25 protein-coding genes are annotated in these 25,744 nt (G+C 34.5%); 9 read left to right on the plus strand and 16 right to left on the minus strand.

What is annotated here, in order from left to right; all coding sequences use genetic code 11:
* Nucleotides 1–379 precede the first annotated feature (379 nt).
* From RST01_RS01400 to cyoE, 3 genes are all read right to left on the minus strand, one after another.
* Nucleotides 380–3,490, minus strand: a complete 3,111-nt coding sequence (locus RST01_RS01400; protein WP_147193551.1) for an MMPL family transporter — start codon at nucleotides 3,488–3,490, stop codon at nucleotides 380–382.
* The gene (locus RST01_RS01405) at nucleotides 3,487–3,951 is read right to left on the minus strand and encodes a MarR family winged helix-turn-helix transcriptional regulator (protein ID WP_147193552.1); all 465 of its coding nucleotides are present in this window, start codon (nucleotides 3,949–3,951) and stop codon (nucleotides 3,487–3,489) included. Before RST01_RS01405 ends, RST01_RS01400 begins: the two co-directional genes overlap by 4 nt.
* 148 nt (nucleotides 3,952–4,099) lie before the next feature.
* On the minus strand, nucleotides 4,100–5,032 hold the full coding sequence (gene cyoE / locus RST01_RS01410; protein ID WP_147193553.1) for a heme o synthase: 933 nt from the start codon (nucleotides 5,030–5,032) through the stop codon (nucleotides 4,100–4,102).
* 257 nt (nucleotides 5,033–5,289) lie between these two features.
* Here cyoE and RST01_RS01415 point away from each other — a divergent pair, with 257 nt between their 5' ends.
* From RST01_RS01415 to RST01_RS01435, 5 genes are all read left to right on the plus strand, one after another.
* A complete protein-coding gene (locus RST01_RS01415) occupies nucleotides 5,290–5,511 on the plus strand; it encodes a KTSC domain-containing protein (RefSeq protein WP_147193554.1) in 222 nt (73 codons plus the stop codon).
* Nucleotides 5,512–5,735: 224 nt separating this feature from the next.
* The gene (locus RST01_RS01420; RefSeq protein WP_084246876.1) at nucleotides 5,736–5,831 is read left to right on the plus strand and encodes a YjcZ family sporulation protein; all 96 of its coding nucleotides are present in this window, start codon (nucleotides 5,736–5,738) and stop codon (nucleotides 5,829–5,831) included.
* A 235-nt stretch (nucleotides 5,832–6,066) separates the two neighbouring features.
* A complete protein-coding gene (locus RST01_RS01425) occupies nucleotides 6,067–6,792 on the plus strand; it encodes an AzlC family ABC transporter permease (protein ID WP_147193555.1) in 726 nt (241 codons plus the stop codon).
* On the plus strand, nucleotides 6,789–7,115 hold the full coding sequence (locus RST01_RS01430) for an AzlD domain-containing protein (RefSeq protein ID WP_147193556.1): 327 nt from the start codon (nucleotides 6,789–6,791) through the stop codon (nucleotides 7,113–7,115). The genes RST01_RS01425 and RST01_RS01430 overlap by 4 nt, the downstream gene beginning before the upstream one ends.
* A gap of 151 nt (nucleotides 7,116–7,266) precedes the next feature.
* The gene (locus RST01_RS01435; protein ID WP_147193557.1) at nucleotides 7,267–8,427 is read left to right on the plus strand and encodes a cation:proton antiporter; all 1,161 of its coding nucleotides are present in this window, start codon (nucleotides 7,267–7,269) and stop codon (nucleotides 8,425–8,427) included.
* A 97-nt stretch (nucleotides 8,428–8,524) separates the two neighbouring features.
* On the opposite strand, the gene RST01_RS01440 is transcribed toward RST01_RS01435, so the two are convergent.
* The 3 genes from RST01_RS01440 to RST01_RS01450 all read right to left on the minus strand — a co-directional run bounded on the left by RST01_RS01440 (nucleotide 8,525) and on the right by RST01_RS01450 (nucleotide 10,811).
* Nucleotides 8,525–8,710 carry a hypothetical protein gene (locus RST01_RS01440; RefSeq protein ID WP_066786829.1) on the minus strand — a complete coding sequence of 62 codons (186 nt, stop codon included), beginning with the start codon at nucleotides 8,708–8,710 and terminating at the stop codon, nucleotides 8,525–8,527.
* A gap of 64 nt (nucleotides 8,711–8,774) precedes the next feature.
* Nucleotides 8,775–9,239, minus strand: a complete 465-nt coding sequence (locus RST01_RS01445; protein WP_147193558.1) for a hypothetical protein — start codon at nucleotides 9,237–9,239, stop codon at nucleotides 8,775–8,777.
* 114 nt (nucleotides 9,240–9,353) lie between these two features.
* Nucleotides 9,354–10,811, minus strand: coding sequence for an aldehyde dehydrogenase family protein (locus RST01_RS01450; protein WP_147193559.1), 1,458 nt, complete (start codon nucleotides 10,809–10,811; stop codon nucleotides 9,354–9,356).
* A gap of 150 nt (nucleotides 10,812–10,961) precedes the next feature.
* Here RST01_RS01450 and RST01_RS01455 point away from each other — a divergent pair, with 150 nt between their 5' ends.
* Together RST01_RS01455 and RST01_RS01460 are read left to right on the plus strand one after the other, a co-directional pair.
* The gene (locus RST01_RS01455) at nucleotides 10,962–11,333 is read left to right on the plus strand and encodes a nucleotide excision repair endonuclease (protein ID WP_066786822.1); all 372 of its coding nucleotides are present in this window, start codon (nucleotides 10,962–10,964) and stop codon (nucleotides 11,331–11,333) included.
* Between the two features lie 93 nt (nucleotides 11,334–11,426).
* Nucleotides 11,427–11,669 (plus strand): hypothetical protein, encoded by a 243-nt coding sequence (locus RST01_RS01460; protein WP_147193560.1) that lies wholly within the window; start codon nucleotides 11,427–11,429, stop codon nucleotides 11,667–11,669.
* Between the two features lie 14 nt (nucleotides 11,670–11,683).
* Here RST01_RS01460 and RST01_RS01465 read toward each other — a convergent pair whose 3' ends face one another.
* The 6 genes from RST01_RS01465 to RST01_RS01490 form a co-directional block, all read right to left on the minus strand.
* Nucleotides 11,684–13,543 carry a P-loop NTPase family protein gene (locus RST01_RS01465; protein WP_147193561.1) on the minus strand — a complete coding sequence of 620 codons (1,860 nt, stop codon included), beginning with the start codon at nucleotides 13,541–13,543 and terminating at the stop codon, nucleotides 11,684–11,686.
* 212 nt (nucleotides 13,544–13,755) lie between these two features.
* Nucleotides 13,756–15,729, minus strand: coding sequence for a thioredoxin domain-containing protein (locus RST01_RS01470; protein WP_147193562.1), 1,974 nt, complete (start codon nucleotides 15,727–15,729; stop codon nucleotides 13,756–13,758).
* A gap of 485 nt (nucleotides 15,730–16,214) precedes the next feature.
* Nucleotides 16,215–17,432: an MFS transporter gene (locus RST01_RS01475; RefSeq protein ID WP_147193563.1), complete on the minus strand. Its 1,218-nt coding sequence runs from the start codon at nucleotides 17,430–17,432 to the stop codon at nucleotides 16,215–16,217.
* A 239-nt stretch (nucleotides 17,433–17,671) separates the two neighbouring features.
* Nucleotides 17,672–18,346 (minus strand): toxoflavin lyase-like VOC family protein, encoded by a 675-nt coding sequence (locus RST01_RS01480; protein ID WP_147193564.1) that lies wholly within the window; start codon nucleotides 18,344–18,346, stop codon nucleotides 17,672–17,674.
* Nucleotides 18,347–18,680: 334 nt separating this feature from the next.
* Nucleotides 18,681–19,475, minus strand: coding sequence for a class I SAM-dependent methyltransferase (locus RST01_RS01485; protein WP_147193565.1), 795 nt, complete (start codon nucleotides 19,473–19,475; stop codon nucleotides 18,681–18,683).
* Nucleotides 19,476–19,538: 63 nt separating this feature from the next.
* Complete coding sequence (locus tag RST01_RS01490) at nucleotides 19,539–19,946, minus strand: NUDIX hydrolase (protein ID WP_147193566.1); 408 nt, start codon at nucleotides 19,944–19,946, stop codon at nucleotides 19,539–19,541.
* Between the two features lie 183 nt (nucleotides 19,947–20,129).
* Between RST01_RS01490 and RST01_RS01495 the strand changes: the two genes are divergently transcribed.
* On the plus strand, nucleotides 20,130–20,624 hold the full coding sequence (locus tag RST01_RS01495) for a hypothetical protein (RefSeq protein ID WP_147193567.1): 495 nt from the start codon (nucleotides 20,130–20,132) through the stop codon (nucleotides 20,622–20,624).
* A 148-nt stretch (nucleotides 20,625–20,772) separates the two neighbouring features.
* Here the strand turns inward: RST01_RS01495 and RST01_RS01500 are convergent, their stop codons facing one another.
* From RST01_RS01500 to RST01_RS01515, 4 genes are all read right to left on the minus strand, one after another.
* A complete protein-coding gene (locus RST01_RS01500; protein WP_184117494.1) occupies nucleotides 20,773–21,789 on the minus strand; it encodes an NADP-dependent oxidoreductase in 1,017 nt (338 codons plus the stop codon).
* A gap of 244 nt (nucleotides 21,790–22,033) precedes the next feature.
* On the minus strand, nucleotides 22,034–22,366 hold the full coding sequence (locus RST01_RS01505; protein ID WP_147193569.1) for an antibiotic biosynthesis monooxygenase family protein: 333 nt from the start codon (nucleotides 22,364–22,366) through the stop codon (nucleotides 22,034–22,036).
* A gap of 168 nt (nucleotides 22,367–22,534) precedes the next feature.
* Nucleotides 22,535–24,970 carry a bifunctional diguanylate cyclase/phosphodiesterase gene (locus RST01_RS01510; RefSeq protein WP_147193570.1) on the minus strand — a complete coding sequence of 812 codons (2,436 nt, stop codon included), beginning with the start codon at nucleotides 24,968–24,970 and terminating at the stop codon, nucleotides 22,535–22,537.
* 171 nt (nucleotides 24,971–25,141) lie between these two features.
* Complete coding sequence (locus RST01_RS01515) at nucleotides 25,142–25,381, minus strand: hypothetical protein (protein WP_147193571.1); 240 nt, start codon at nucleotides 25,379–25,381, stop codon at nucleotides 25,142–25,144.
* Between the two features lie 129 nt (nucleotides 25,382–25,510).
* Between RST01_RS01515 and RST01_RS01520 the strand changes: the two genes are divergently transcribed.
* Nucleotides 25,511–25,729, plus strand: a complete 219-nt coding sequence (locus RST01_RS01520; RefSeq protein ID WP_147193572.1) for a hypothetical protein — start codon at nucleotides 25,511–25,513, stop codon at nucleotides 25,727–25,729.
* Nucleotides 25,730–25,744: the final 15 nt, after the last annotated feature.

Below are 25,744 nucleotides of genomic sequence, written 5' to 3' on the forward strand. Positions count from 1 at the left end.
TTTCTATCTCAATTTTCTCATTAACTATGAAGGGAAATTCTGAATAATATCATTTATAACCGCAATAATTTCAATAATTAAAAGAACAAGTACAGCGGCCAGAAAGATAACTAACATTCTATTTTGCTTGTTGAGCAAAATGAGAATCAGAATGATAATAATCAGCACGACAAGCAAGAGTAAATACATATTCCCCCTCCCTCAAAACTAAAATAAAAACCTACTACTCTAACTATCATATGAAGGGTATATAATTCTTGTTGATTATTTTTAAGACTTTAACCTTTATTATTGAATAAAAAAATTGGATACAGAATTCTGCTCAATTCTGTATCCAACCAGATCTTATTTTATTAGAGAAAGAATCAGAGATTTAGTCCTATTTTTTTATAAACGGCCACCAGTTAGCTTTTCCAAATGTTTTAGCAAGCACTGGAATAAACAACGGTAAAATCACTAGTGCATACAATACTAGGCCAATTAAGATAACCGTTGCTATTTCTAGCAATGATAGAACACCCGCTGGCATCATAGCAGCAAACGTACCTCCAAGAATAACGGCCGCAGAGATGATGACAGTACCCATTTTGCGCATGGACTCTAGCATTGCTTCACCTACTGATCGATCTTTGTATTCATTGAATCGGTCCATTAAGAAGATACTGTAATCAATGCCGAGCGCAATTAAAATTACAAATGCGAAGAATGGGACTGCCCAGCTAATACCGTCATAGCCAAGCAAATTCACGAATATAGATTCTGTAATAGCCATTGAAGTATAGTAAGTTAGGATTAATGAAGCAATCAAATAGAGCGGCATAATAATCGATCTTAGTAATAAAAGAAGGATTAATGCAATACCAGAAAGCATAAGAATGACCGTCCTCGTATAGTCCGCATCTGACATTTTGCCCATATCGTTATAGGTGCTTGTAATACCTCCTACTGCCACTTTAGCATTTTCAAGCTTTGTATCTTTTGTAGCATTGTCCACTGCTTTTTTAATAGGATCAATTTGCGCAATCGCTTCGTTTGAATAAGGATTTTCTTTAAAGACAACATCCAATGTCATAGTTTTGCGGTCTTTTGACATATAGGCATTAAGAGATGGTTCAAACTCTTTACTGTGAATCGTTTCTTCTGGTATATATACGCCTGCCATATCATCCGGCGATGAGGCCAACCCATCTAAATAACCTTGAGCCCCTTTGAGCCCTTTATGGACTTTATTTAAACCAGTAGCACTTTTATTTAGACCATCTGTCAATTGACTCATCTGTCCGCCTAAATTTGAAAATCCATTTAATAATTGTTGTTGGCCATTTTTCAAATTAGAAAGCCCACCTTCAAAAGTAGACATATTCCCAATAATTTGGTTTTGACCATTTGCAGCTTGGTTTAAACCACTTTGAAGTGAACTTACTGCTTGGATAAGTTTTCCAAGCCCCTCTGCCATTTGCTTTTGACCATTTGCCATTGGTTCTAAATTAGCATTAGCTTGATTTAGACCAGTTTGTACTTGCCCCAAGCCGCCAGTTAATTTTCCAAGACTTCCGGCTATTGCTGTCGTACTCTGCTGTACAGTAGACACTGTTTGTTTTATTGTAAGGTAATCTTTATTTTGATTTAAATCTGGATTTCCCTTCTCTAAATTAGTAAATGATGGGTTTAATGCTCCCATAGTTTGTGCTAGTTTAGAAAGATTGTTCCCTATTGCTTGATAGCCTTCTTTCAATTTTGATAAACTCTGTGCACTTTGTTGATAGCCCGTTAGAAGCTTTTTGCTCCCATCAGACATAGCAACCAAATTATTTTTGATATCCTCAAGCCCTTTATTAATCTCGCCTGCACCCATTGATCCGTCTCGGATGCCCTTCTCAATCCTTGTTAAACCTGTTTGAACTTGACCCATACCATTTTTTAATTGGTCTGTACCATTGATAAGACCATCAATACCATCTGTGGCTTTTTTCAATTGCGGACCAGACTTTGATAACTCTCCACCTGCAGATTTCAAGCCGTCGCTGATTTTTTTGATGCCTTCGTTGCTTTTCCCCACGCCCTCTTTCAAACCTTCAGCTTGGTTTGCAACTGCTAAATCTTTTATTTTTTCTCCTGTTGGACGTGTAACAGATCGAACAAAGTCAACATCATCATTTTTAGCTACTTCTTTACTGATTTTTTCTGCTAATCCCAAATACTCCGCAGAATCCATTGCTTCATCATTTTTAATAACAATTTGAGTTGGCATAGATTGGCCTGGACCAAAGCTGTCTGCTATAATATCAAATGCTTTAATTGAAGGTACATCATCACCAGCTTCATTCAGTGAATTATAAGAAAGATCGCCATCATAAGCTACTAAAAACGGAATAGATACAGCTCCTACTATTAATAGAGCAATTAACGGTCGTGTTAATGCAAAGCGCCCGACAATCCCCCAGAATTTACTATCCTTGTGTTCAAGTTTTCCTTTGGATGGCCAGAAAATCTTTTTCCCCATGACCGCCATAAAGAATGGGACGACTGTAGCGAGAGCAAGCAAAAGAATAGCTACACCAATAGCAACAGCCGCTGCAGATTGATACAGCTTGAATGTTGATAGCCCAATTGCTGCAAAACCTATCATTACGGCAAGGCCACTAAAGAACACCGTCTTTCCTGCAGTTTTATATGTTGCAACTATTGCCTCTGCAACGCTCTCTTTTTCAGCAAGTTCTTCTTTAAAACGGCTAAAAAGCAAAATACAGTAATCCGTCCCGATACCAAACAAGACTGCTACTAGGAAAATTTGTGTATATTGAGAAATTGGGAAATCCCATTTATCAACAAGGAATGAAACGATTGATTGCGAAACTAAATAACTAAATCCTACTGTAATCAGCGGTATTAATGGTGTAATGATAGATCTGAAAACTAATAGCAATACAGCTAGAATAAATACAACTGTGATGCCCTCTGTTTTCTTTAAACCTTCTTGTGAATTTGTATTAAGGTCTTCATCGATCATCCAGCTGCTCGTATAGTAATGTTCTATTTTCACACTATTTAGTTCTTTATAGAGTGCTTTCATTACCTTTTGAGGGTTCCGGTCACCAACTTCCATGGACAGTGAAGCCATGATTGTTTTCCCATCTTTTGAAACGAGTTGATCTTTTAAAGCTTTTTCATCAAAATGAGTAGTTATATCAGTGATACCCAGTTGTTTCTTATCCTTTTCTAGCTTCTGAATAGCTTGTTTTACTTCTTTTGTGTCCTCTGCGGACATTTTTTTCTTATTATGAAATACAAGTGCTACTTGTGATTTATCATTGTCTTGCATATCATCTAGCATACGCTTTGCCATGGAAGAAGAATAATTGCCCGGAACATCAATACTACCTTTCTCTTTTACAAGATTGGCCATATTTGGTGCTGTCATCATTAATACAGCTGCAATTGCTATCCATGCAATGATGACAAACCATCTTGCTTTTATGATTGCCTTCATTCTTTTACACCTTCTTTATTATTCATATTAATTAAAATATGGGAAAGCTTTTCATATGTATGCATAAAGCTCTCAATTTCTTTCCTATCAAACTTTGTAATGAAATGCTTAACTAGCTGATGAATTTTTTCTTCTGTTTCAAGGTAGAGCTCCTTGCCTTTTTCTGTTAGAGATAAATATACCACTCTCCGATCGTTCTCATCTCGAGTTCTCTCAATTAGTCCCTTATCCGTCAAGCGCGTAATAATTGCCGTAATGGCACTTTTATTGACATGAAAAGCTTCTGCTAGATCTGTTGATGTACAGCGGTCATGCTGAAATATAAATCGAAGGGTATAATGCTGGTCATTCGTCAATTCTTTACTCAGCTGGTCTTTAACAAGTGCCTCCCCCATTCGATTCACTTGGAAAGAAGTTTTGATATATTGGTCAATAAGCTCTTGGATATTGTCATAAGCCAATCTGTTCACCTCGCTATTTAGTTCAACAATTTAACTATTCATCTGTTAAACTATAAAAAGAAACAATAATTTTGTCAATTGTTTTTCAAAATATTACATCCTTGTACACAGCAAAAAAACGGCAAGCCGAATTAGGCATTGCCGTTTTTTAATGGAATTTTAAATACAGTCCAACTATAGAGTATATAATAACCGTTGAAAATAGGATCGTCATATGAAGAAGTGAATAAACAAATAGTAAAGTTGCCCATTTTTTAGGATCTTTTTTATGATACCCATAAATATTCATAACAAGCCAAGCTATGCTTAGTAATAAAGCTACTAGCATTAAACCCTTGCTTAGAGTTCCAAGCAAAAAGCAGCTTGCTGTGAGAAGAATTAAATAAATATTTGTTGTTATATATGTGCGTTTCATACCTTTTGCTACAGGAAGCATAGGAACCCCAGCAGCACTGTAATCGTCTTGTTTACGAATTGCAATTGCATAGAAGTGCGGCATTTGCCAAATTAAAGTGATTACAAATAAACCAAGAATAGCCGGATGCATAATGTTTGGATGGATTGCTGCCCAACCAATTAACGGAGGCATAGCTCCTGAGATGCTACCGACTTCTGTATTATAGACTGTATAGCGTTTCGTCCAAATAGTATAAGGGAATACATAAAAGAAAATTCCCGTAAAGCCTAGCAATGCTGCAAGCGGTGTCGCCAAATAAAGCGCGAGCAACCCAACAATCGTTGATCCAATAGCAATAAACCACACTGTACCGATTCTAATATCTCCAGTCACTGTTGGCCGTTTTTGGGTGCGTTGCATTATAGCATCTATATCCCTATCGTAGATATTGTTAAAGGCCCCTGCTGCAGCAATAACTAAAGCAGAGCCAATGATTGCTGAAACTATACGAAGCCAATGATCAAATGGATTAATTTTATACGTATATAGCGCGAGCGTTAAACCGGCAACCATTGGAATTAAATTCGACTTAATTATCCCTGTTTTTACTGTCTGCGCTAAAATTTGCATGAAAGAAGGCGGCGTTTCTGCTTCTCTCTGTTTATATTTATGTTTGCTCCCCATTATTCTATTTTCATTCCTTTACTAACTAAAATAAACTATATATAAGAATAGTAATGACAACAATACTTTTATTGTAACAAAATTCGCCTTTGATATATATCTTTTTATTTTAATTCACAAGAATGCCATGAATCTATTTCAAACTTGATTATTTTTTCTTTTGTCTGTGACACTCAATAGAAAAAAACCGCTTTAAATTATTTAAAAATTCTGTTATCTTATTAATAAAAGATATAATGATTAAGGAGGTATTCATAATGCGATGGATAAAGATAGATTCCTCAAAATTAGAAGCAGTTGGATATGACGAGGGCGCAATGATTTTACGGATTCAATTCATAAAAGATGGCGTCTTTGAATATTATGGTGTTCCACCATTCGTTCATAAAGACTTAATTGAAACTAATCATCCTGAAAGAATTTTTAAACAATACATTAAAGATAAGTATCGTTACGTTCGACTTCAAAACCAATCCTAATCATTCACCCAAGCAACTTTAACTCGCACTACATAAGATAAAGTACAGTCAGTGGGATGTGAAGGCATGGGGTTTTGTATTATTGTATCCTAATAATTCGCCCCAACAGGAATAATCATAAAAAATGCTTCAAGCATTTAAGCCTGTTTTCTACACATTTACCCAATGAGTGTAAAGCAAAATGCATATTATATTAATACCTTTTCATAAGGAGGTGCATAAATATGGGCTTTACATTACTAGTTGTTCTATTCATCTTGTTAATTATTGTCGGAGCTTCTTACATGGGTTACGGTTACGGCGGCGGTGGAGCTTGTTAATCATTCCAAAAGCATCCACAATAAATAGGAGTGTAGTCGTTTAACTGTGCTTACAAACTAAACAGATCATATTAAGCAAATATGACACTCTAAATGGAAAGGAGAGCGATGAACGCTCTCCTTTTTGTTTTTTCAATAACTTGAAAATTTTCAGAAGCGCTGGAACGAAAAAAGTGCTATAAAACATCCATAAAGTTATGTATGATAAAGAGAATATAATAAAAGGAGTGATTCGTTGAACAGTTCGGTAGAGAATGTCCAATATGAGCAAGTAAAACATCCTTTCTTGCAAGGTATACGAGACTGCATTCCTACACTGTTAGGATACATAAGTATTGGGGTGGCATTTGGCATTGTGGGCTCAGCATCCCAATTAAACATGATAGAAATTGCTTTATTGACCATATTGGTCTATGCAGGTTCAGCACAATTTATCTTTTGTGCGCTTGTTCTGAGTGGGACTCCACCTCTCGTGATTATTTTCACGATTTTCATAGTAAACCTTCGACACTTTCTTATGAGTCTTTCTGTTGCGCCCTATTTTACGAAATACAGCTACCTGCGCAACATTGGATTTGGCTCATTGTTGACTGATGAAACTTTTGGCGTCGCAATCACCAAGTTAATGCAGACAAAAGAAATGAGTGGAAGATGGCTGGATGGGCTTAATATTACTGCCTATGCAGCTTGGATTGTATCATGTCTTGGAGGTGCACTGCTTGGCAAATGGATTACAGCGCCTGAAAAGTGGGGGCTTGATTTTGCTTTAATTGCAATGTTTGTAGCGCTTCTCGTATTGCAATTGCAAAGCGTCGGAAAAACAAAGCTCACAAAAAATTTATGCTTAATCGGGATTGTAGCAATTCTTATGTATATATTCTCCTATTTTATGCCATTACATTTGGCAGTTATACTTTCAACAATCTTCGCAGCTGCTATTGGGGTGGTGATGGATCGATGAGTATGAATATAATGATATGGACAATTATTGGCTGTGCAATTGTTACATGGCTCCCAAGAATTATTCCATTTCTTTTTGTAAAACACGTAAAGCTTCCTTCCATAGTAATGAAATGGCTCTCTTTCATTCCAATATGTATTTTAAGCGCGCTCGTTGTAGAAAATTTGCTTGTACCTGGCGATGGAATAACTTCTCTTAACTGGTCTGTTGTATTTGCTTTTATTCCAACGCTTCTTTTGGCAATATGGACAAAAAGTTTATCTGTAACTGTATTAGCTGGGGTTATATCTATGGCAATTATACGAATATATTTACCAGTATGAGTGTTTTCATAGTTTTATTTAGCCAAAGGTATACATTTTATGATATTATTGAAACATAATGTTTTTAGCAGACAAAACAAAAGTAATGAGGAGTCTATAGGCATTCAATTATTCGAATCTTTAAACTTCTTTTGGTTAAGGGGGCAGATTATTGGAATTACTACTTCAATTAGTGATTATTATACTCGCAACAAAAATAGCGGGAGCCATTGCTGTTCGATTTGGACAGCCAAGTGTGCTCGGGGAAATAATTGTGGGGATTATTATCGGACCAGCAGTTTTAGGATTGATTGGCAATATCGATGATAATGAATTATTACATACCTTTAGTGAACTTGGTGTTATATTTTTAATGTTCTTCGCTGGCGTTGAAACAAATATTAAAGATTTAACCTCTAATACAAAGTCAGCATTGACTGTAGCGGTTTTCGGTGTTGTGCTACCTCTAGTAGGAGGTTATTTAATCGGTGAGAGCTTTGGCATGGATCCTACACATTCATTATTTTTAGGTATTGTGTTGACAGCTACTTCGGTTAGTATCTCCGTACAGACTTTCCGTGAGCTCAATCAATTAAAAACACGAGAAAGTGCTACAGTGTTAGGCGCAGCCATTGCTGATGATATACTTGGCCTGATTTTACTGGCAATCGTTATCAGTATTACTGTCGGGGGAGATGTATCCATCCCAACAGTGTTATTGAAGCAAGTAATTTTCTTTGCGGTCATTATTCTTGCGAATTGGAAAGTTGTGCCCGTCATTTCTAAAATTGTAGCAAAATTTAAATCTACAGATATTTCGCTAGTTTTTGCAGTTGTACTTTGTTTTGCTTATTCATATTTCGCCGATTTCATGGGTATTAGTAATATTATCGGTGCATTCTTTGCAGGTCTTTCTCTAGCAGCAGACAAATCTCGTATAGAATTTGAAGAAAAGCTTTTACCATCAGTAGGTGTTTTATTTATTCCTGTATTCTTTGCAAGTATCGGACTTTCTGTTTCCTTTAAAGGAATTGGTGAGCATATAGGGTTGATTGTTATTCTATGTGTTGTTGCTGTTCTAACGAAAATTGTGGGCGCAGGTATCGGTGCACGAATTACTGGATTTAATACAATATCAGCGATTTTAATTGGTATTGCCATGGTTTCTCGAGGGGAAGTCGCATTAATAACATCCAGACTTGGATTTCAAAAAGGGCTATTTTCTGAAGAGTACTATACTCCTATGATTATCGCAGTTGTATTTACAACTGTTGTCACACCACCTTTATTAAAATGGATTATTTCCATTAAAGAAAAAAGAACTTCAATTTAAAACCATTCTAAAAATGCTAAAACCCAAGAATAGCTATATTCTTGGGTTTCTATCATTCTTAAGCTGAAAATACTAGGTAAAGAAGCGTATAAGATGTTTAAAATTGAATATCTGATGCGTGTTCTTTTAAATAAAATTCCACTAATCTTTTAAGATCTTTATGTTTGATCTTTACATACTCTTCCCCATCAATTTCTTCAATGGGTAGTTCTGAGATCGCCTCTTCCATCGTTTTGCAGAAATATGCTGTGCCGTCTACCATAAATGTCCATTTCTCTTGCAAAAGACCCACTCCTTCTATGCTCCTGAAGCTTATTATATAATCTCTATAAAGCCAGGTCAAAAATTTATTGGAGCTCTAATAGTCTTATTTGATCAAAGTTGATAAAGCAACTCGCCAATAGCTGGTATTGGTCAATCAAAACAATTCTTGGATTCTCTCTTTTGATCGTATGTAAGTAGTTTTTGGTCGCAAGAGTTAGCCCTTCAAAAAACAAATTATAACGGCACAAATGTTTTTCTATCTCTTCATCTCCACTATATTTTACTATATAAATTGTATGATCCGTTTGTGAAATACGATAAGAAATAGTAGTACCAATAGATTCGACCTTCTGTGTTTCTTTTGTTTTCACAAGATTGATTAATGCTTCGCCTAGTTTGAGTAGAAAAGTGCCATGTACTGCTGATTCAAATACTGCATCTGTTGTATTCTCCTCGTTAAAATAAATGATGATATTTTCATAGAAGAAATCTGCATAATACGGTGTTTTTAAAAGCTCGAGATTACCGGGTACAAATTGAATTTCCACTAATTATCAACTCCATATTTTCTATTATATGCATAATTTTTCTCCACTCAATACCATTTTATCTTAATTCAATAAGAAAAGCCGCCTGAATGTTTCATTCAAGCGACTTCTTTTTTAAAATGGATATTCTCGCGGTTTTGTTTGAACAGAAATCCATTTTTGATACGTAAATTCTTCCACAACACTTGGATTACCGAATCGACCTACACCACTGTCACGCATACCTCCAAATGGTACTGTTGGTTCGTCGTTGACAGGTTGATCATTGACATGAGTCATACCAAATTCCAAATATAATGCATAATCTGTTGCTTTTTCTATATTACCGCTGAATATAGAAGAGCTTAGCCCATATCGTGTGTCATTTGCCATCTCAATAGCCTCTTCATCGCTATCAGCTTTGATAATCGGAGCAATTGGAGCAAATAATTCTGTTTGTGCGAGTTCACTGTCATTTTTAACATGTCCGAAAATAGTTGGTGTTAACACGTTCCCTATTCTTTCACCTTTTAGCAATACTTCAGTACCTGCATCAATCGCCTTTTGGATATTATCAACACCTTTTTTTACTTGACCTTCGTTAATTAACGGTCCAATGATTGTTTTAGGATCCCTCGGATCTCCATAAGGAATATTTTTAACTCTTTCAACGAATTTTTCTACAAACTCATCATACAAATCTTTGTGAACAATAATGCGGTTGGTAATCATACAAATCTGGCCCGAATGTAGGAACTTCCCAAATGCTGCCGCTTTTACTGCTTGGTCAATATCTGCGTCCTTTAATACTACAAATGGTCCGTTTCCTCCTAGTTCTAGAGCAACACCTTTCAAAAGGCCACCTGCAATAGAGCCAATCCGTTTGCCGACTTCTGTAGAACCAGTAAAACTAATTAGTGCTACATTTTTGTTTTCGATCATTGTATCGCCAATCGTAGAGGATTTCGTCAAAATTGATTGGAAAACACCAGCTGGCATTCCCGCTGCTTCGAATGCCTTAGCAATCAATGAACCTGAGCAAAGCCCCACTTGCAAGTCTGCTTTATGAACGACCGCATTACCAAGCGCAAGTGCTGGAGCAATCGTACGCATTGATAAATACATTGGAAAGTTAAAAGGAGCAATGGATGAAATGACGCCAAGCGGTAAACGATAGGAATAATTGACCTTATTCTCAATAATAGAAGGCGTTTCAGTAACTTGTCCTAATTTATCAACCATTTTTAATGACTCTTCCATTACGGCGACCGTATTATTATATTCAATATTACTCTTCAAAACACTGCTTCCTGACTCAATAACTAAAAGATCGATTATGTCATCCTTATTATCTTTGTAATATTGGATTGCTTTTTCCATGACATCACGACGCTTTTGTGAATCTTTTGCCCACTCTTTTTGCGCTTTTTTAGCATTGTCAAAGGCTTCTTCAACCTGGTTTTTTGATGCCAGTTTGACGGTGGTTAATACATCATTGTTGTATGGATTCTCTATATCGAAAGTGTTATTTTCTTCCCCTTCTTCCCATTGACCATTTAAAAAGCTCTTATTAAGTTCAGTATATTTATTCATAGTTGTATAACTCCTTTTTTATAGTCTCCGCATCGATTGTAGTATGTGATATATAAAAGATGTAATACTACAATACAACTAGACGAGTAGCTTTTCTTGCTTAACTGTGCTAGTATAAACTTCTATTAATGTAAGAGGACGTGAATTATTTTGATTAAAATTGAAATGCCAAAACCTGATGTAGTGATTCGCCAGCGTGAACAAAATCCAAAAGAAGGAGAAGCAATCATCCCTTCAGTCTTTGGATTTATAGACTTCCATAAGGTTCCTCGTGATAAAGGTGGATTATTGCTATTCTTTAACGATGCCAACGAGCTATTATTTGTAGGTAAAGCACGCAAAATGCGCCCACGATTAAAAAAGCACTTTGAAGATAATGTATCTCCACTAAAAGATCACCGTGATGAAGTGCACAAAATTGAAGCATTCATCATTGATGATCCAATGGAAAGAGAAATCTACGAAACATATGCAATTAATAAGCTTCGCGCGAAGTACAACACGGATAAAGTGTTCTATTAATCATTTGCCTAATAAAAGAAAATATAAACATTTGAAAATCATTTGAAACATATACACCTCCTAGTACGTAATACGTTAAAAGGAGGTGTTTTTGTGAGAAAATGGATAGTTTTTCTTTTTGCCTTTATCGTTCTATACTTTGTCTACCACTTTACATCTGGTATCCTTCTTACTGCCTGGTATACGCCTAATTTAACGGAGGCATGGCAAGCAAGCGAATCTTTGCCAAGCAATGTTGTATTTTCTGGTCCAGTATTCTTCCCTACTTTCTTGCTTGCGGCGATTGCTGCTGCAGGAGCATTTTTTATAGCAGCAAAAGTAAAAAGGAGCGCATAAAATGCAGCTCCTTTTTAATCTGTATTCAATTCTAAAAAAGGTGGTGGCGGTTCTAAAGGCATTCGTATATCCCCATCTTTTAAGGTCAAAGCATAATAAGGATTTTTTACGACAACAAGAGACTGTACTTGGCTTGGTTCTTTTAGTTTCAAGTTTTCATACTCTTGTATAAAAATTGAATAGTCTAAGCGTACGCTTTCAATTGCTTTTATATCCTCCACTACTCTATCTCTTTCTTCTATTGTCAACCATATTGAGTTATTTAATAACTCTTCTTTAGCCAACATGATAACCCATTGCTTTGCTTCTACAATATCATCAAAAGTACTTAATTTTTTAATAGCTTGCTGTATCTTTGTATGAGCTGCAAGTCTTTCATATTCTACAGCTGAAATACTTTTAAGTATCTCTTCTAATTTATTTCGGACCGTTTGGTTGAGCTGAATTAATATTTCGGGAACCAATTCTATCAAAAGCTCTTCTTGACGTAGCACGGACTTGTACTTTTGTTCAAGTAGTTGTTGAGTTTCGTTCAGTTCTTTCGCTTGATTTATAAAATAAAGGTCTTCTTCCCGTTTGCCGAATAAAAAAGATAAAATAGATCGTCCATTTATCCTTTTGTATTTTTGATCTAGCATATCAAATTGAACAGTATACTGATATCGCATTTTTCGGTAATCTCTTACTTCTTCAAGATAATGTTCTGCCAATTCCTTAAATTTTCCGAAAATACTGTCTTCCTTAAATAAATCCTGTTGTTTTAATGCTTGCACGAGCTGATAAAGTGTATGAATCTCTTTAAATAAGCAACTTAATTTTTCATATTCTGATATCATCTCAGCGACAAATTGATTTTCTTCATACTGAGTATCTTTTAATTCATCAAATTCTTCTATAAAACTTGTTAATGTTTTCAATGATGAGTTATAGGGTTCTCTTTCTTCTATAATTTCTAATTCAGCTCGAAATCTTTTAACCCAATGAGCCAAACGTTGAATAATAAAAGGTATTCGTTTTGAACGATCGCTCGCTGATTGCTCTATTTCTTTATATATCATGTCAATATTGCTTTGCTGCCACTGTTCTTTGTCATTATGAGCGAGTGCTTGATTTGCTTGTAATGCAGATACTGAGACCCTTTTTCTTATATAGTGTTCAATCTGTTGGTCTTCTAAAACCGAACCAGTTGAGCTCATAAAGTTAGAAATAAATAACGGCTTTATATGGTTTGAGCTCTTCTTCATTAAGTTTAACTCCACTTTCTGGATCTCACGATTAGCGTTTACAATCCAGAAAATATCCTCTGCCCGCTGTAAAAAGCTCTCTTTTATATAGGCAGTTCTATTCCCTTTAAACTGTACTAGCGTAGCATCCATAATGGTCACAGTCTTTAAGAGCGGATTTTGAATAAATATTTCAATAAAATCCAACCCTTCACGCAATATATTGGCACCTGAGGTATCAATAGAAGTAAATAGCCCTACATGTTCAATGCCAAAAGAAGCTACTTGTCCATCATAAAAGTGAGCACGTACCTCTTCCTTTTCGGCATATCGAAAAATAGAACTCACTGCTAAATGCGCCTCTTTCAAATGACTTAAAATAGGTCTTTTTAATAAAGTGTTCAAGAGAGTAGTTTTGCCCGTTCCTCTCATGCCAACAAATAGAACTGTCGGATTTTGTACCGCATCATCAATAATATACCCTAATGCTTTTGCTGTATCTTTTATGTATGTATTCTGAGTGAGTAATAGGTGGATTTTTTTTATCTTGCCTATGAATTGGTGGATATCATCAAGGGGTTTTTGAGAAACTCCATGAGTAGGCAAATTTACTTTTAATTTACTCACATTTTGTAGGTCTTTATCCACCATTTTTCACCCCCTCGCTCTTTTTCTACATTATATAGTATACATGATATATCAGTAAATTCGACATTATTTTTCGAAATTTGTTTCTAAATATGTTAATTAAATGATAAACAAACCTATTTTTATGACATCTCATTGCTATAACTTTATACTCATATTAAATCAATAAATTTTTACTAGAATGTATTACTATCAAAAAAACATCACCGATTTTTTTAATCGGCGATGTTAGTATGTCCTAATTTTTTGAGAGCTTCCTCTTCATTATGGATCGCCAGTTGACATGCATAATCCTCGCATATTTGCATTTCAAATGGTCCTTCATCCTTTATATGCCAAACATCAAACGGTCGATAGAAGGAAAAAAGAGCATTCTTTATACCTCTAGTTGGATTGTTGATGTGGATTTCACTTGAAGGCGCTTGGTAGGCAAGTAAAGCTTGAAGCAGCCAAAATGTACCTCCAGGATAACGATTAATATCAGAGGCAAATGTTTGAAGAATCTCATCTCCCAAATTTCGATATTTATCATCTTCCAAGAGCTTTCCTAGTCGAAACATTTGAACGGCAAGCGTACTATTCCCTACCGGATAGGCATTATCGATTGCCGTTTTTTCTCTTACAAGCAAAGGGCTTGCAGCATGACTCGTTAGGAAAAATGCTCCATGTTCATCATCATGAAAATTCTCAATTGTTTGATCTGCCATATGATGTGCTCGTTTAAGATATTCATTTTTACCAGTAGCAAGATATAATTCATTAAGGGCCCATAGATAGTTTGCATAATCATCTAAAAATCCAGGTTGAGAAACTTTTTGTTCTCTATAGCTAACATATAGTTCGTTTTCTTTTACTACGTTTTTTTGTAAAAAAACATCCGCTTCTTGCGCTAATTCAATAAAGGTTTTTTCTTCAAACACTCCACCAGCCTTTGCTAATGCGGCAATCAACAACGTGTTCCATGCAGTCAATATTTTATCATCTACATGAGGATAGACTCGCTTTTCTCTAGCCTTTAATAATTTTAATCGGCATTCTTCTTGCTTTTCTTTTGATAATTTTCTATTCTGTGTATGAATTAAATTTGGTATATTAACCTCTTCGAAATTACCTCCTAGTGTCACATCATAATCCTCTGCGAATGCCTTTCCTATTTCTGGACCAAGGATGTCTATAACTTCATCATAATCCCATGTATTATATTTACCTTCAACTCCTTCGCTATCCGCATCAATTGCGCTATAAAAACCGCCATCTGGATGTTGCATTTCACGTTTTATAAATTTAATTGTTTCATAGACAATCTGTTTGTATTTTTCGTCTTTCGTTATTTGATATGCTTCTGTATAGCACTGTATTAGAAGCGCCTGATCATATAACATTTTTTCAAAGTGTGGTACAAGCCACATCCGGTCCGTTGAATATCTTGCAAAACCAAAGCCGATATGATCATATATCCCGCCTCGATAAATTGCATTCAATGTTTTAGTGACCATCTCCAAAGCTTCTTTTTCTCCTGTCATATTATAATACCTTAGTAAATATAATAGTTGGCTTGGATTTGGAAACTTAGGTTCTGTTCCAAAACCGCCGTAGACTTTGTCGTACCCCTGCTTTAATTGGCCATATGCTTTACCAGCAGCATCCTCATGTATTGCAGACTTCTCAGGTTTAGACAGATCTGAAAGAGCATCCATAATTTGCGCTCCTACTTCATCAACTCTATCTCGTTCTTTATGATATGCCTTTGCGAGATAAGGCAGAATTTCCATCATCCCTGGCCTTTTATACATACTGTATTTTGAAAAATAAGTCCCAGCAAAATAAGGTTTCTGATCTGGTGTTAAGAAAACATTAAGCGGCCATCCGCCAGAGCCAGTCATCATTTGACAAACATTCATATAGATTGAATCAATATCCGGTCGCTCTTCTCTATCGACTTTTATACAGATAAACCATTTATTCAATAAAAATGCAACCTCTTCGTCTTCAAATGATTCATGAGCCATGACATGGCACCAATGACAAGTCGAGTAGCCAATGCTAACAAGGACAGGCTTATCTTCCTCTTTAGCTACGGTAAAAGCCTCTTCTCCCCATGGATACCAGTTAACAGGATTGTATGCATGCTGTAGTAAGTAAGGAGAAGTCTCATTTATCAGTCTATTAGCTTTTTTCTCATTTGGCATTTTTGTTCATCACTTCTTTCATATAAAAAATAGAGAGGCTTTGCCTCCCTTACATAAAGTCTACCCTAATAATCCTATCATTATTCGGTGCATATTTGTCTTCAATTCAATACTATCTACTGATTTCTTTAATGAGATATATGAAAATTAATTTCCAGTTTATTTATCAATATTACAATCTATTTATATTTATTATTGGAGGTATTATTATATGGACTCAACATCTAATTAACACTTCTCATGGTTCGTTTGAATTTTTCAAGATGGGAACAGGAGCTCCTTTATGTATTACTCATCAATATATAGAGTTTAATAACGCCTATGCCCTTTTTACCCTGCTAGTTTTAAGTGAGAGTACAGGCTGAATTCTACATCCTAGTAAAAAGTGAACTGTATTTAAATAGTCAATGATTAGTAAGATTATCTATATCATTATCAGAAAGCCTTATCAAACTATTCAATCCCTTAACGTAGATTTTCCTTTTTCAGTAGTTATTTTCTTTTCTCAATGAATTAAAACCTATCAAACCAATTGTTAGTATAATCCCTCCACCAGCCCAAAATACACTAGTTGTAGAAAGAATTGCTAGGATACTACTCATAATACCCAACGATACTGTGTCACTTGTATAATTAATAGATGATGATATACTAAACACTTTACCTAGCATATTATTTGGTACTTGTTGTTGGATTAATACAATTCTTCCAAGCCCTTCACTTGCCTGACCTATTCCAATAAGAATCGTTGCTAGATAGATCATAAAAATAGATGGTGATAAACCAATTACTAACAAACCACTTCCCCATAGGATAATCCCTATATTAAAAATTATTAATGGTTTAAGTTTTTTCAATGTACCAAGCATAATAGAAGTAGCAAATGCTGCTGCACCAAGTATACCTGTAATAATTCCGAAGGTTGAAATATCTTTCTCTAAATTTTTATCCAAATAAATAGGTAATCCCACACGCCACAACCCTGTATTTATCAGTATGCTTATAAATTGAACAAGTATAATAATAAGAATACTTCTATTTGACTTTAAATAAGCTAAAGTCGATTTAATTTCACTTACTGTTCCTTCTTCACTTTGACTAGTATTAAACTGAGGAACCTGATAGTTAATTAGCAAATGAAATACAGTCGAAATACTCATTAAAATGAATGCTAGAGTGAAAATGTGTATTTGATCAGTAAATTTAACAACTATTCCTACTGAAGCTGGGATTAGAATACTAGCACCACGTTGAATAGAATCTAATAGAGCGTTGCTTCTCTGTAATTTATTATCTGTAACTAGTTCAGGTAACAAAGCACGAAAACTTGGTTCTGAAAAGCAATTAAGAATGCTAATTAGGACGGCTGTACATATTAAAATAAAATAATTTAAAAATCCCCAAAAAAATAGTATTGGAATAGCAAGAATTAATATCGCAATAAGAGAATCAGATATTACTGTTATTTTCTTCTTATTCCATTTATCCGCCTTTACTCCACCATAAATACCAAAAACAATAAATGGTAACGTTTGCGCCATAATTATCAAAGACAAATAGAATGGTGAACTATTAGTCAGCTTTATTGTTAACCAGATGAGTTCCAGACTAAACAATGTTAAAGAGCTTCTTTTGAAGAGTCTTCCAAATAACAAAAAAGTAAAGTTTTTCTCACTTAGAATATCCTTATAGGGAATTTTCAATCGCTAGTATCCTTTCATTGAATAGGCTATATTTGATAAATAGTATTTATCATTTCCCCTTCTTTTCATTTGTAATTTGCATCTTACTTTGATCATCTATAGAATTAGCAAAGATTTGGTTTTTCCCTTCAAAAACTAGAACTAAGGTATACAATATATTAGAAACTACTTCTGATGGTAAAAGTCTTATTGTCTATAAAGATGGTTCTAATATTATAAAACAGTACCGCTTACTATGATTATTCAATATAAAACTTATTGTCATCATTGACCCCAATATTAATTTTAGAATCTAACATTATATCTAAAGGAAACACAGTAGCTACTTTATTAGAGAAAAACCATCTTCTTTTCGGATTTACTAATAATAAATAGACTGGCAAATCTCCTTTTGTCATAAAAGATAATGTATTATCATTCGTTACTTCTTCTCCATCCCTTTCAACAATGGAAAGTTCCCTTAATTGTTTTGCAGCCTGCACTTTATCTTTAACAACTAAGCTTATTTCAGACATTTTTATAATATTTGCTGCAGTAAAAGGAACATGGCTCGATGGATTATCTAATCTTGCAATAAATTCTACAATGTTCCCCGATGGATCTTCAAAATATAAAGAATTTGCTTTTATACTTGCGAAATATACTTCATCTTGATCTTCTTCTTTTAAAAGCGTTACTTTTTGTTTAACCCATTCCTTAGCAGCTTGAAATTGATTTTTAGGGATATCAAATGCAAAATGGTAAAAAGGTTCTTCTGCCTCATGAAAATTGGTAAACTCAACTATTGTAAGACCAAATTTTATTTTAAAGCTACCATTTGTAACGATTTCTATAGGTAATTCTAGAATATCCCTATAAAATTTTTTCATTTCTTCTAGTCTTTTCGTCTTAAGTATTACTTGATTGATATTCAAATATTCTTCCTCCTTTCGATAAATAAAATATAACATTCTATATTTTCAAATAATATTAGACCTAAGACTGAACAAAGTCAGAAGAATATTCTTCATGCAAATTTTAATCCCGAAATAGATGACCAAATAAGAACATATAATTATCCAAAAGCAACTGGTGATTATGTAATGGTTGAAAATATTATATACGATCTAGGTAAGGTGAAATATGTATGAAGAGTAAATATATGTAATTAATTTACAGAAATAAACTCTTCATACTATTTTGCTATGGAACAAGAGGTAAAAAAACAGTTCTTCTCTTTGTATTCCTAATTATTTGTAATAATTCGCCCTAAACCTTTAAGGCCAATTTAACAGAGATATTAATATCTTCTTCAAATAATCCTAAATTATTTATTTTTAATAATTCATTTCTGAGTTCATTTTCGAAGCCAGAAATATTGTCCCCTAAAAATCTTTTAGCGCCATATGAGGTTGAATATATATTCCCTAAAATTGAATCTACTGTCCAACGATATTTGTAAGAAGGTAGATTATGTATTTCTAACTTGAATTTAGAGTTTTCTATTATACTTGCATGACTTTTATCTGGATGAGCGTAAATTGTATTTCCAGCTTTTCTTTTATCTCCATACCATTTACTTATCACCTCTTTCACCTTATTTTCCCATAGAGTGAATCCTTTATTAGGAATATAGTTATCAATGATTGCTACTCCTCCTCCTGGGATAATAAGATTATATAATTTTTCTAACACCTCCTCCCTATTCATCCAGTGAAATGATTTTGCCATTGTTACTAATTTAATATTTGAAACACTCATTTCATAAATAAATTGATTTAAATCACCATTAAAATATTCAATGTTTGGGATTCGAAATTTTTCCTTAAATTCCTTTGCTTCATTTAGCATTTCATATTCCGTATCGATACCAATTATTGAATCAAACCAATCATAAAGTCTAGAAGCTATTTCCCCAGTTCCACACCCTAAATCCAACATATTACCTTGACCATCTAGAGAAAACTTATTGACTAAAAATCTAAATAAATAAGACGGATAGATAGGCCTAAACCTAGAATAATACCAGGCTGTTCCTTTGAATAAATCATCTCCATAATTCATAAACATAACCTCCTTCGTTTCTCGTAATAAGGAAACCTCTTAACCACTAGGAGTTCCCTTGTACTATTTAGATGAATTGATTTGTAAAGATTGAACCTTTAAAGCACATTCCTGAGGTCTTACATCAATAGACGATAATCTTTCTATATCCATCCACACAGGCAAGTACATTCCTCTATCTCTATTTATGTTAGTGTATTCTTCTCCTTGGCCAGTTCCTAAAGTGCCAGAAATGATTTCAGATAGAAAAAAATATTGAGTACCATCATATTCGACTTCTAAAATGCACTCATTAACGTTTACAATTACCCCTAATTCTTCGAAGGCTTCTCTTTTAGCTCCGTCTTTTGGTGTTTCACCAATCTCGATTCCTCCACCAGGGAAAACATAGTAAATAGAATTATCTCTAATTCTTTGAATGAGTAAAACTTTCTTATTTTCTAATATAACAACTGATCCTCTATCTCTCATAAATGACACACCCCTATCATTTATTATTTGTATTTAAACCATACATTTGTTCAGCGCATTTTTAACACATATATATGATTTTTTACCATTTTAATGTTAAACTCATGTAAGAAATTTTTTATAAGGATAATTACTTATAATAGTATATTTTGTATCTGTTGGTGATAGATAGAGGTGATCAAATTGAAAGATAAACTTAAATTAAACATACTACTCTTATTTTGTATCATTCTAACCGCCTGTTCATCTACATCAAATTCAGACACTTCCCCCCCAAGTGTAAACTTAGCTAGTGCTTCTGGAGACATTGTTTTAGGTATTGCACAAGTGGATTGGTCTCAAGATTCATCTGAAAATATGAAAGTTGATGATATTTTCAAATTTGCTGAGAAACAAGAGCAAAACAACTTACAAGCAGGAGTAGAAGAAAGTCTGGGGCTAACACCTGCGAATAAAAAATTTAAAAGCTATTCAGCTGAAGTAGAAAAAATAAATGTATCTTTCTATAAAAACAAAAAGTTATATGTTAAAAGAAGAGCAAATTTTAATCCCGAAATAGATGACCAAATAAGAACATATAATTATCCAAAAGCAACTGGAGATTATGTAATGATTGTAAATATTAAATATGATCTTGGTAAAGTAAAATATGTAGGAAGAGTACATATTTTTAACTAAGTGTCCGTTCCATTTTTCGGCTACATTAAATAGTATTAACTTTAACAGAGATATTAACTCTAGAGAAAGATTCACACACTCTATTATTTGTAAGCAAAAAAGCATTCCCATCGTTGGAATGCTTTTTGCTTACGAGAACCACTTATTATCAGTCTATTTCCGAAACTTTAACCAATTGCTTACCTAAATTTGCTCCTTTAAATAGGTCAAGAAACGCGTCAATAACATGGTCAAACCCTTCTACAATTGTCTCTTCGTATTTGAGCTTTCCTTCATTTAACCATGTTGCAAGTGCGCTATACCCTTCTCCAATTCGGTCGGAGTAATCACCTAGTGTAAAACCTTTCATAAGGGCACTTGTTTTGATAAGTGCTGTTTGAACTCGAGGCCCCATATCCACTTCTACATCATTATAGGATGATATAGCTCCACAAACAGGAATTCGTGCAAATTTATTAAGAAGCGGGAATACAGCATCTGAAATGGTGCCACCCACATTATCAAAGTAGATGTCAATTCCTTCGGGACATGCTTTAGCTAAAGCTGTTGGAACATCTTCTTTTTTATAATTAATGGCTTCATCAAATCCTAGTTCATTCAATAAATATTGACATTTTTCATCTGTTCCAGCAATTCCTATTACTCGTGTTCCCTTTATTTTAGCAATTTGTCCAACAGTCGACCCAACTGCGCCTGCAGCTCCAGATACAACAACTGTTTCACCTGATTTTGGCTTCGCAATATCAAGTAGTCCAAAGTATGCTGTTAATCCAGTCATGCCTATAATACTTAGATTAGCTGTGACTGGTGCTAAATTTTTATCAATTTTTTTTATTTCTTTCTCATTAACAACAGAATATTCCTGCCATCCAAGATTACCTAGTACTACGTCACCTTTCGAAAAACTTTCCGACTTAGAATCCACTACTTGGCCAATAACACCAGAAGTGATTACCTTATTTAACTCAAACGGAGCTATATATGATTTGGTATCCTGCATTCTACCGCGTAAATATGGATCAACCGAAATATAAGCTGTACGGATTAATACCTCCCCAGCTGAAGTTGTCCCGATTGGCGTATCAATAAAATCAAAGTCATCCATTTTCGGCATCCCAACAGGACGTTGTTTTAAAGTAATTTGTTTTTGCATTTGTTGATTCATATTCATCCTCCATTCAATTATTCAATATTTCATTCATATTGTTTTTTAATGCAATATTTTTATCATACGTTAAAATAAAAGTATACTCTTGTCCATTAAGAAGTCAATAAACGTGCTTTGGACATTGATAATCTCTAACTAATTTAAAAATTATCCTTCTAAAAATTTGTTATTCAATATTAACTCCTTATTGAAAAATCATATAAAAAAAGACACTCATTCGAGTATCTTCCTTTCGTTCTTGTTATTCAACAACTGTATAGTTACTATTTTCCATGCTAATAACATACTCAGGTTTTGGGGGCTTGCCGCCATGTTCTTTAATTTGCTTCTTATGGCCAGCAATATGCTCAGGACTTTTCTCCCAAGCTTTCCATGCCTCTTCTGAATCCCAACGAATAATCATCACAACTTCTTCTTCGCCACGCCGGGTATTTTTCAATAACAATTCTCTACTAATAAACCCATCGCGTTGCTCAATTAATGAAGGTCCTTCACCCGGTTTTTTTGAAAAACGATCAATAATATTATTAGCATGTCCTTCAGTTAGAATCCATCTTCGTATTTGTACAAACATTTTTCCGCCCCATTTCTTCTGTATGATTTTTGCATCTTATTCATTTAGAAATTTTTATCTATCAACATTTTTAGTGTATACAAATGTATACATAAAGTCAAATGAATCTATGACTAGGATAATCATCTAGGTGAATAATAGAACAAATATAAAAACCGATTGAAAAGATCAATCGGTTTTATGCGCTTTATGATTTTCTAAAATATCTTGTAACTCATCTGCTTTCACAGGTCGGCTAAATAGGTAACCTTGGAATTCATGGCAGTCATTGTCGCTTAATAAAGAGAGTTGTTCTTCTGTCTCCACGCCTTCAGCTATCACATTTAATTTGAGGCTATGGGCCATATTTATGATAGTCTTTACAATCGCCTCGTCTTTTATTTCTTCATTGATATATCGAATAAAAGACTTATCAATCTTTAACGTATCAAGCGGGAATGAGCGTAAATAACTCAAAGAAGAATAGCCTGTCCCAAAATCATCTAAAGAAAGTTTAACACCCATTGCTTTTAGCTGTTCCATCACAGGGAGCGCAGATTTTGGATTTTGAACAATCGATTCAGTAAGCTCTAATTCAAGATTTTTTGCTGGCAATCCTGTCTCTGATAGTATTGTCTGGACAGTTTCAACGAAATCAGGTTGTTGAAATTGCCTTGAGGAAATATTCACGCTCATTCTTAAATCATCAAAGCCTTGGTCTATCCATTTTTTGGCTTGCTGTGAGGCAACTCGTAGAATCCAATAGCCCATCGGAATAATTAGACCTGTTTCTTCAGCGAGTGGGATAAAATCGTTTGGCGGAACCAGGCCAATTTCTGGATGATTCCATCTGATTAGGGCCTCCACTCCTGTCACCTTGCCTGTATCCACACCAATTTGTGGTTGATAATATAACTCAAATTCATGATTTTCTATAGCTTTTCGCAGACCTATTTCTAAATTCATTTTCTTCGCCATCATATTATTCATCTCAGCTGTGAAGAATTGATAATTGTTTTTCCCTAGCTCTTTTGCTCGATACATAGCTGTATCTGCATTTTTAATAAGAATCTCATGCTCCATTCCATCTGAGGGATACATACTTATACCAATCGATCCAGTAATAAACAATTCATGCTCGCCAAGTAAAAATGGACGGTTGAGCTTTTCCAAAATCTCTTTTGCCAAACTTACGACTTGTTGATGTGTAGTATGCGACACAACGATAATATATTCATCGCCCCCTTGACGTGCAAGCATATCTTTTTTTTGTATACATGTTTCCATACGTTTAGCTACTTCAATCAGAAATGCATCACCTACATCATGACCTAATGTATCATTGATATATTTAAAGCGATCTAAATCGATAAACAATACTGCTAGCATTTGACCGCTTATTGCAGCTTGTTCAATACACATCGTTAAATGCGTATTTAATAGCCTACGATTCGGTAAATTTGTTAGCGGATCGCGATAAACTAATTCCGTTATCTTTTCTTCTGTTCTTTTTCTTTCTGAGATATCGCGCAGAATGCCGCTGAAATATGTTTCATCCCCTTTTTTTAATGCAGAAAGAGACAATTCTAAAGGAAATTCCTCATTATTTTTTCGTAATCCTTTTAATTCTACCATTCGACCAATTACATGTGGCTCTTTTGTTCTAAGATAACGATCCATTCCTTTACGATGTGCTTCGCGATATTCCATGGGAATAATAATTTCAAGCTGCTTCCCAAGGACTTCCTCTTCTTTATAACCAAAAATGATTTCTGCTGCTTTATTAAAGGAAATAATCATACCCCTTGAATTACATAAAACAATAGCATCACTTGCCGTAAGAATTATCGACTGATATATGCTATCTTTGAACTCCAATTCAGTAGACGTTTGTTGAAAACGACGATCTAAATAAAAACCTCCGATAATACAAGCAAAGATGAACAGCATGCCGCCGGCTACTGTATAAGCTAAAACACCACTATCAATAGCTGTTCTCTTAAAATGGAGCATCTCATGGTTTGGTTTCATTTTCATTGCTGCCATTCCTGTGAAATGCATGCCTGCGATTGCACCCGCCATGACTACAGAGCTCATCCACTTTTGCAATTGCATCCCAACTGTTTTAGATTGGAAATAAAAAAATAAATATAAGGATACGACTGAAGCTGCAAATGCTATCAACCATGACAATAGATAAAGAATAGGGTCATATGAAATATCCATCCCCATATTCATCGCCTTCATACCTATATAGTGCATCGATACAATACCGGTTGTGATAAATAATGAACCTATTAGTATATAAATCTTTCTTTTAAGTCCTCGGCTAACAATTAGAAAAGCAACTGCACTTGCCAGGATTGCTAATATAAAAGATAAAGATACCCAAAATACACTATAGGAAACTGGCATAGGCAATTTAAGCGCAAGCATTGCAATAAAGTGCATTGACCAGATGCCTGCACCAAAAGTAGCAGCTCCTACCCACCACCATAGCTGCTTAAGCCCTCCTTTTAACGACATAAGCCTAATAATAATATTTAAGGCAGTGTATGAAGAAATTATTGCTATACCTACAGATAACGCTAAAAGGGCACTATTGTAATGTCCCATCATATTCATATATTAAATCCCTTCTGATAAAAAATTGTTTACTTGTCATAATAATCTATTTATATATGCTAAAATTACACTTTTTTATTATACAGAGTTTTTCACCTTTTGAAATCAAAATCAAATATTTTATATGTAAAAACAAGCAGCAATCATTTGCTGCTTGTCTTGTTTTCCTATTTAATCAAAGCTATCGCGCCAAGCTTTTTCAGCCGCTTTTTCTCTTTTTTCTTCTTCTTTCCGGTAAATCTCTGTTCGTCTGCGCTCATTTTTTTCTTGAAGATGTTCTAACTCTTCTTTCCCTGCAAATTCCATACTAATTTCTGCTTCTTGAATATTCTTCTTTGTATTTTCAATCATACTGTTAATTCGCGCGCTGCTATTTGATCTTCTGTGATTTGAATTATCCTGTTTTGCCATAGTTATCCTCCATTCAAGTGTGTTCACCAGTAGTTTGTTTTTGAATGGATAAGTTATACCTCTTTCGTTCTATTCTCTCTTAAGTCTTACATAAAATAAAAAGAGAATTTAGCAAAAAGGAGTGCATGAATGTATACAGTTCATTTTTTAGAAGGAAAAAACATAATCTTAAGCCAACTTTTAAGGCAACTGCCAAAAGTTGGAGATGATTTGCGCATTAAAGGACGAAAAGGCAAAGTATTAGAGATTATATACAATAACGAAAAGTCGGTGAACGTTAATGTTCATTTTGAGGTGAAAAAGAAAGCTCCTGCTGTCGCTGTACAATTCGGAAAAAAGAAAAAGTAATTGTTGGATGCTATA

The organism is Rummeliibacillus stabekisii, assembly GCF_007988965.1.
Classification (GTDB): domain Bacteria; phylum Bacillota; class Bacilli; order Bacillales_A; family Planococcaceae; genus Rummeliibacillus; species Rummeliibacillus stabekisii.

Bases quoted from the DNA above. Each gene is read 5' to 3' on its own strand.
- RST01_RS01400 (WP_147193551.1), bottom strand. From the start codon at position 3,490: ATGAAGGCAATCATAAAAGCAAGATGGTTTGTCATCATTGCATGGATA.
- RST01_RS01510 (WP_147193570.1), bottom strand. From the start codon at position 24,970: ATGAATATGATGGGACATTACAATAGTGCCCTTTTAGCGTTATCTGTA.
- RST01_RS01465 (WP_147193561.1), bottom strand. From the start codon at position 13,543: ATGGTGGATAAAGACCTACAAAATGTGAGTAAATTAAAAGTAAATTTG.
- RST01_RS01520 (WP_147193572.1), top strand. From the start codon at position 25,511: ATGTATACAGTTCATTTTTTAGAAGGAAAAAACATAATCTTAAGCCAA.
- cyoE (WP_147193553.1), bottom strand. From the start codon at position 5,032: ATGGGGAGCAAACATAAATATAAACAGAGAGAAGCAGAAACGCCGCCT.
- RST01_RS01420 (WP_084246876.1), top strand. From the start codon at position 5,736: ATGGGCTTTACATTACTAGTTGTTCTATTCATCTTGTTAATTATTGTC.
- RST01_RS01470 (WP_147193562.1), bottom strand. From the start codon at position 15,729: ATGCCAAATGAGAAAAAAGCTAATAGACTGATAAATGAGACTTCTCCT.
- RST01_RS01485 (WP_147193565.1), bottom strand. From the start codon at position 19,475: ATGAATTATGGAGATGATTTATTCAAAGGAACAGCCTGGTATTATTCT.
- RST01_RS01490 (WP_147193566.1), bottom strand. From the start codon at position 19,946: ATGAGAGATAGAGGATCAGTTGTTATATTAGAAAATAAGAAAGTTTTA.
- RST01_RS01515 (WP_147193571.1), bottom strand. From the start codon at position 25,381: ATGGCAAAACAGGATAATTCAAATCACAGAAGATCAAATAGCAGCGCG.
- RST01_RS01500 (WP_184117494.1), bottom strand. From the start codon at position 21,789: ATGAATCAACAAATGCAAAAACAAATTACTTTAAAACAACGTCCTGTT.
- RST01_RS01415 (WP_147193554.1), top strand. From the start codon at position 5,290: ATGCGATGGATAAAGATAGATTCCTCAAAATTAGAAGCAGTTGGATAT.
- RST01_RS01430 (WP_147193556.1), top strand. From the start codon at position 6,789: ATGAGTATGAATATAATGATATGGACAATTATTGGCTGTGCAATTGTT.
- RST01_RS01450 (WP_147193559.1), bottom strand. From the start codon at position 10,811: ATGAATAAATATACTGAACTTAATAAGAGCTTTTTAAATGGTCAATGG.
- RST01_RS01505 (WP_147193569.1), bottom strand. From the start codon at position 22,366: ATGTTTGTACAAATACGAAGATGGATTCTAACTGAAGGACATGCTAAT.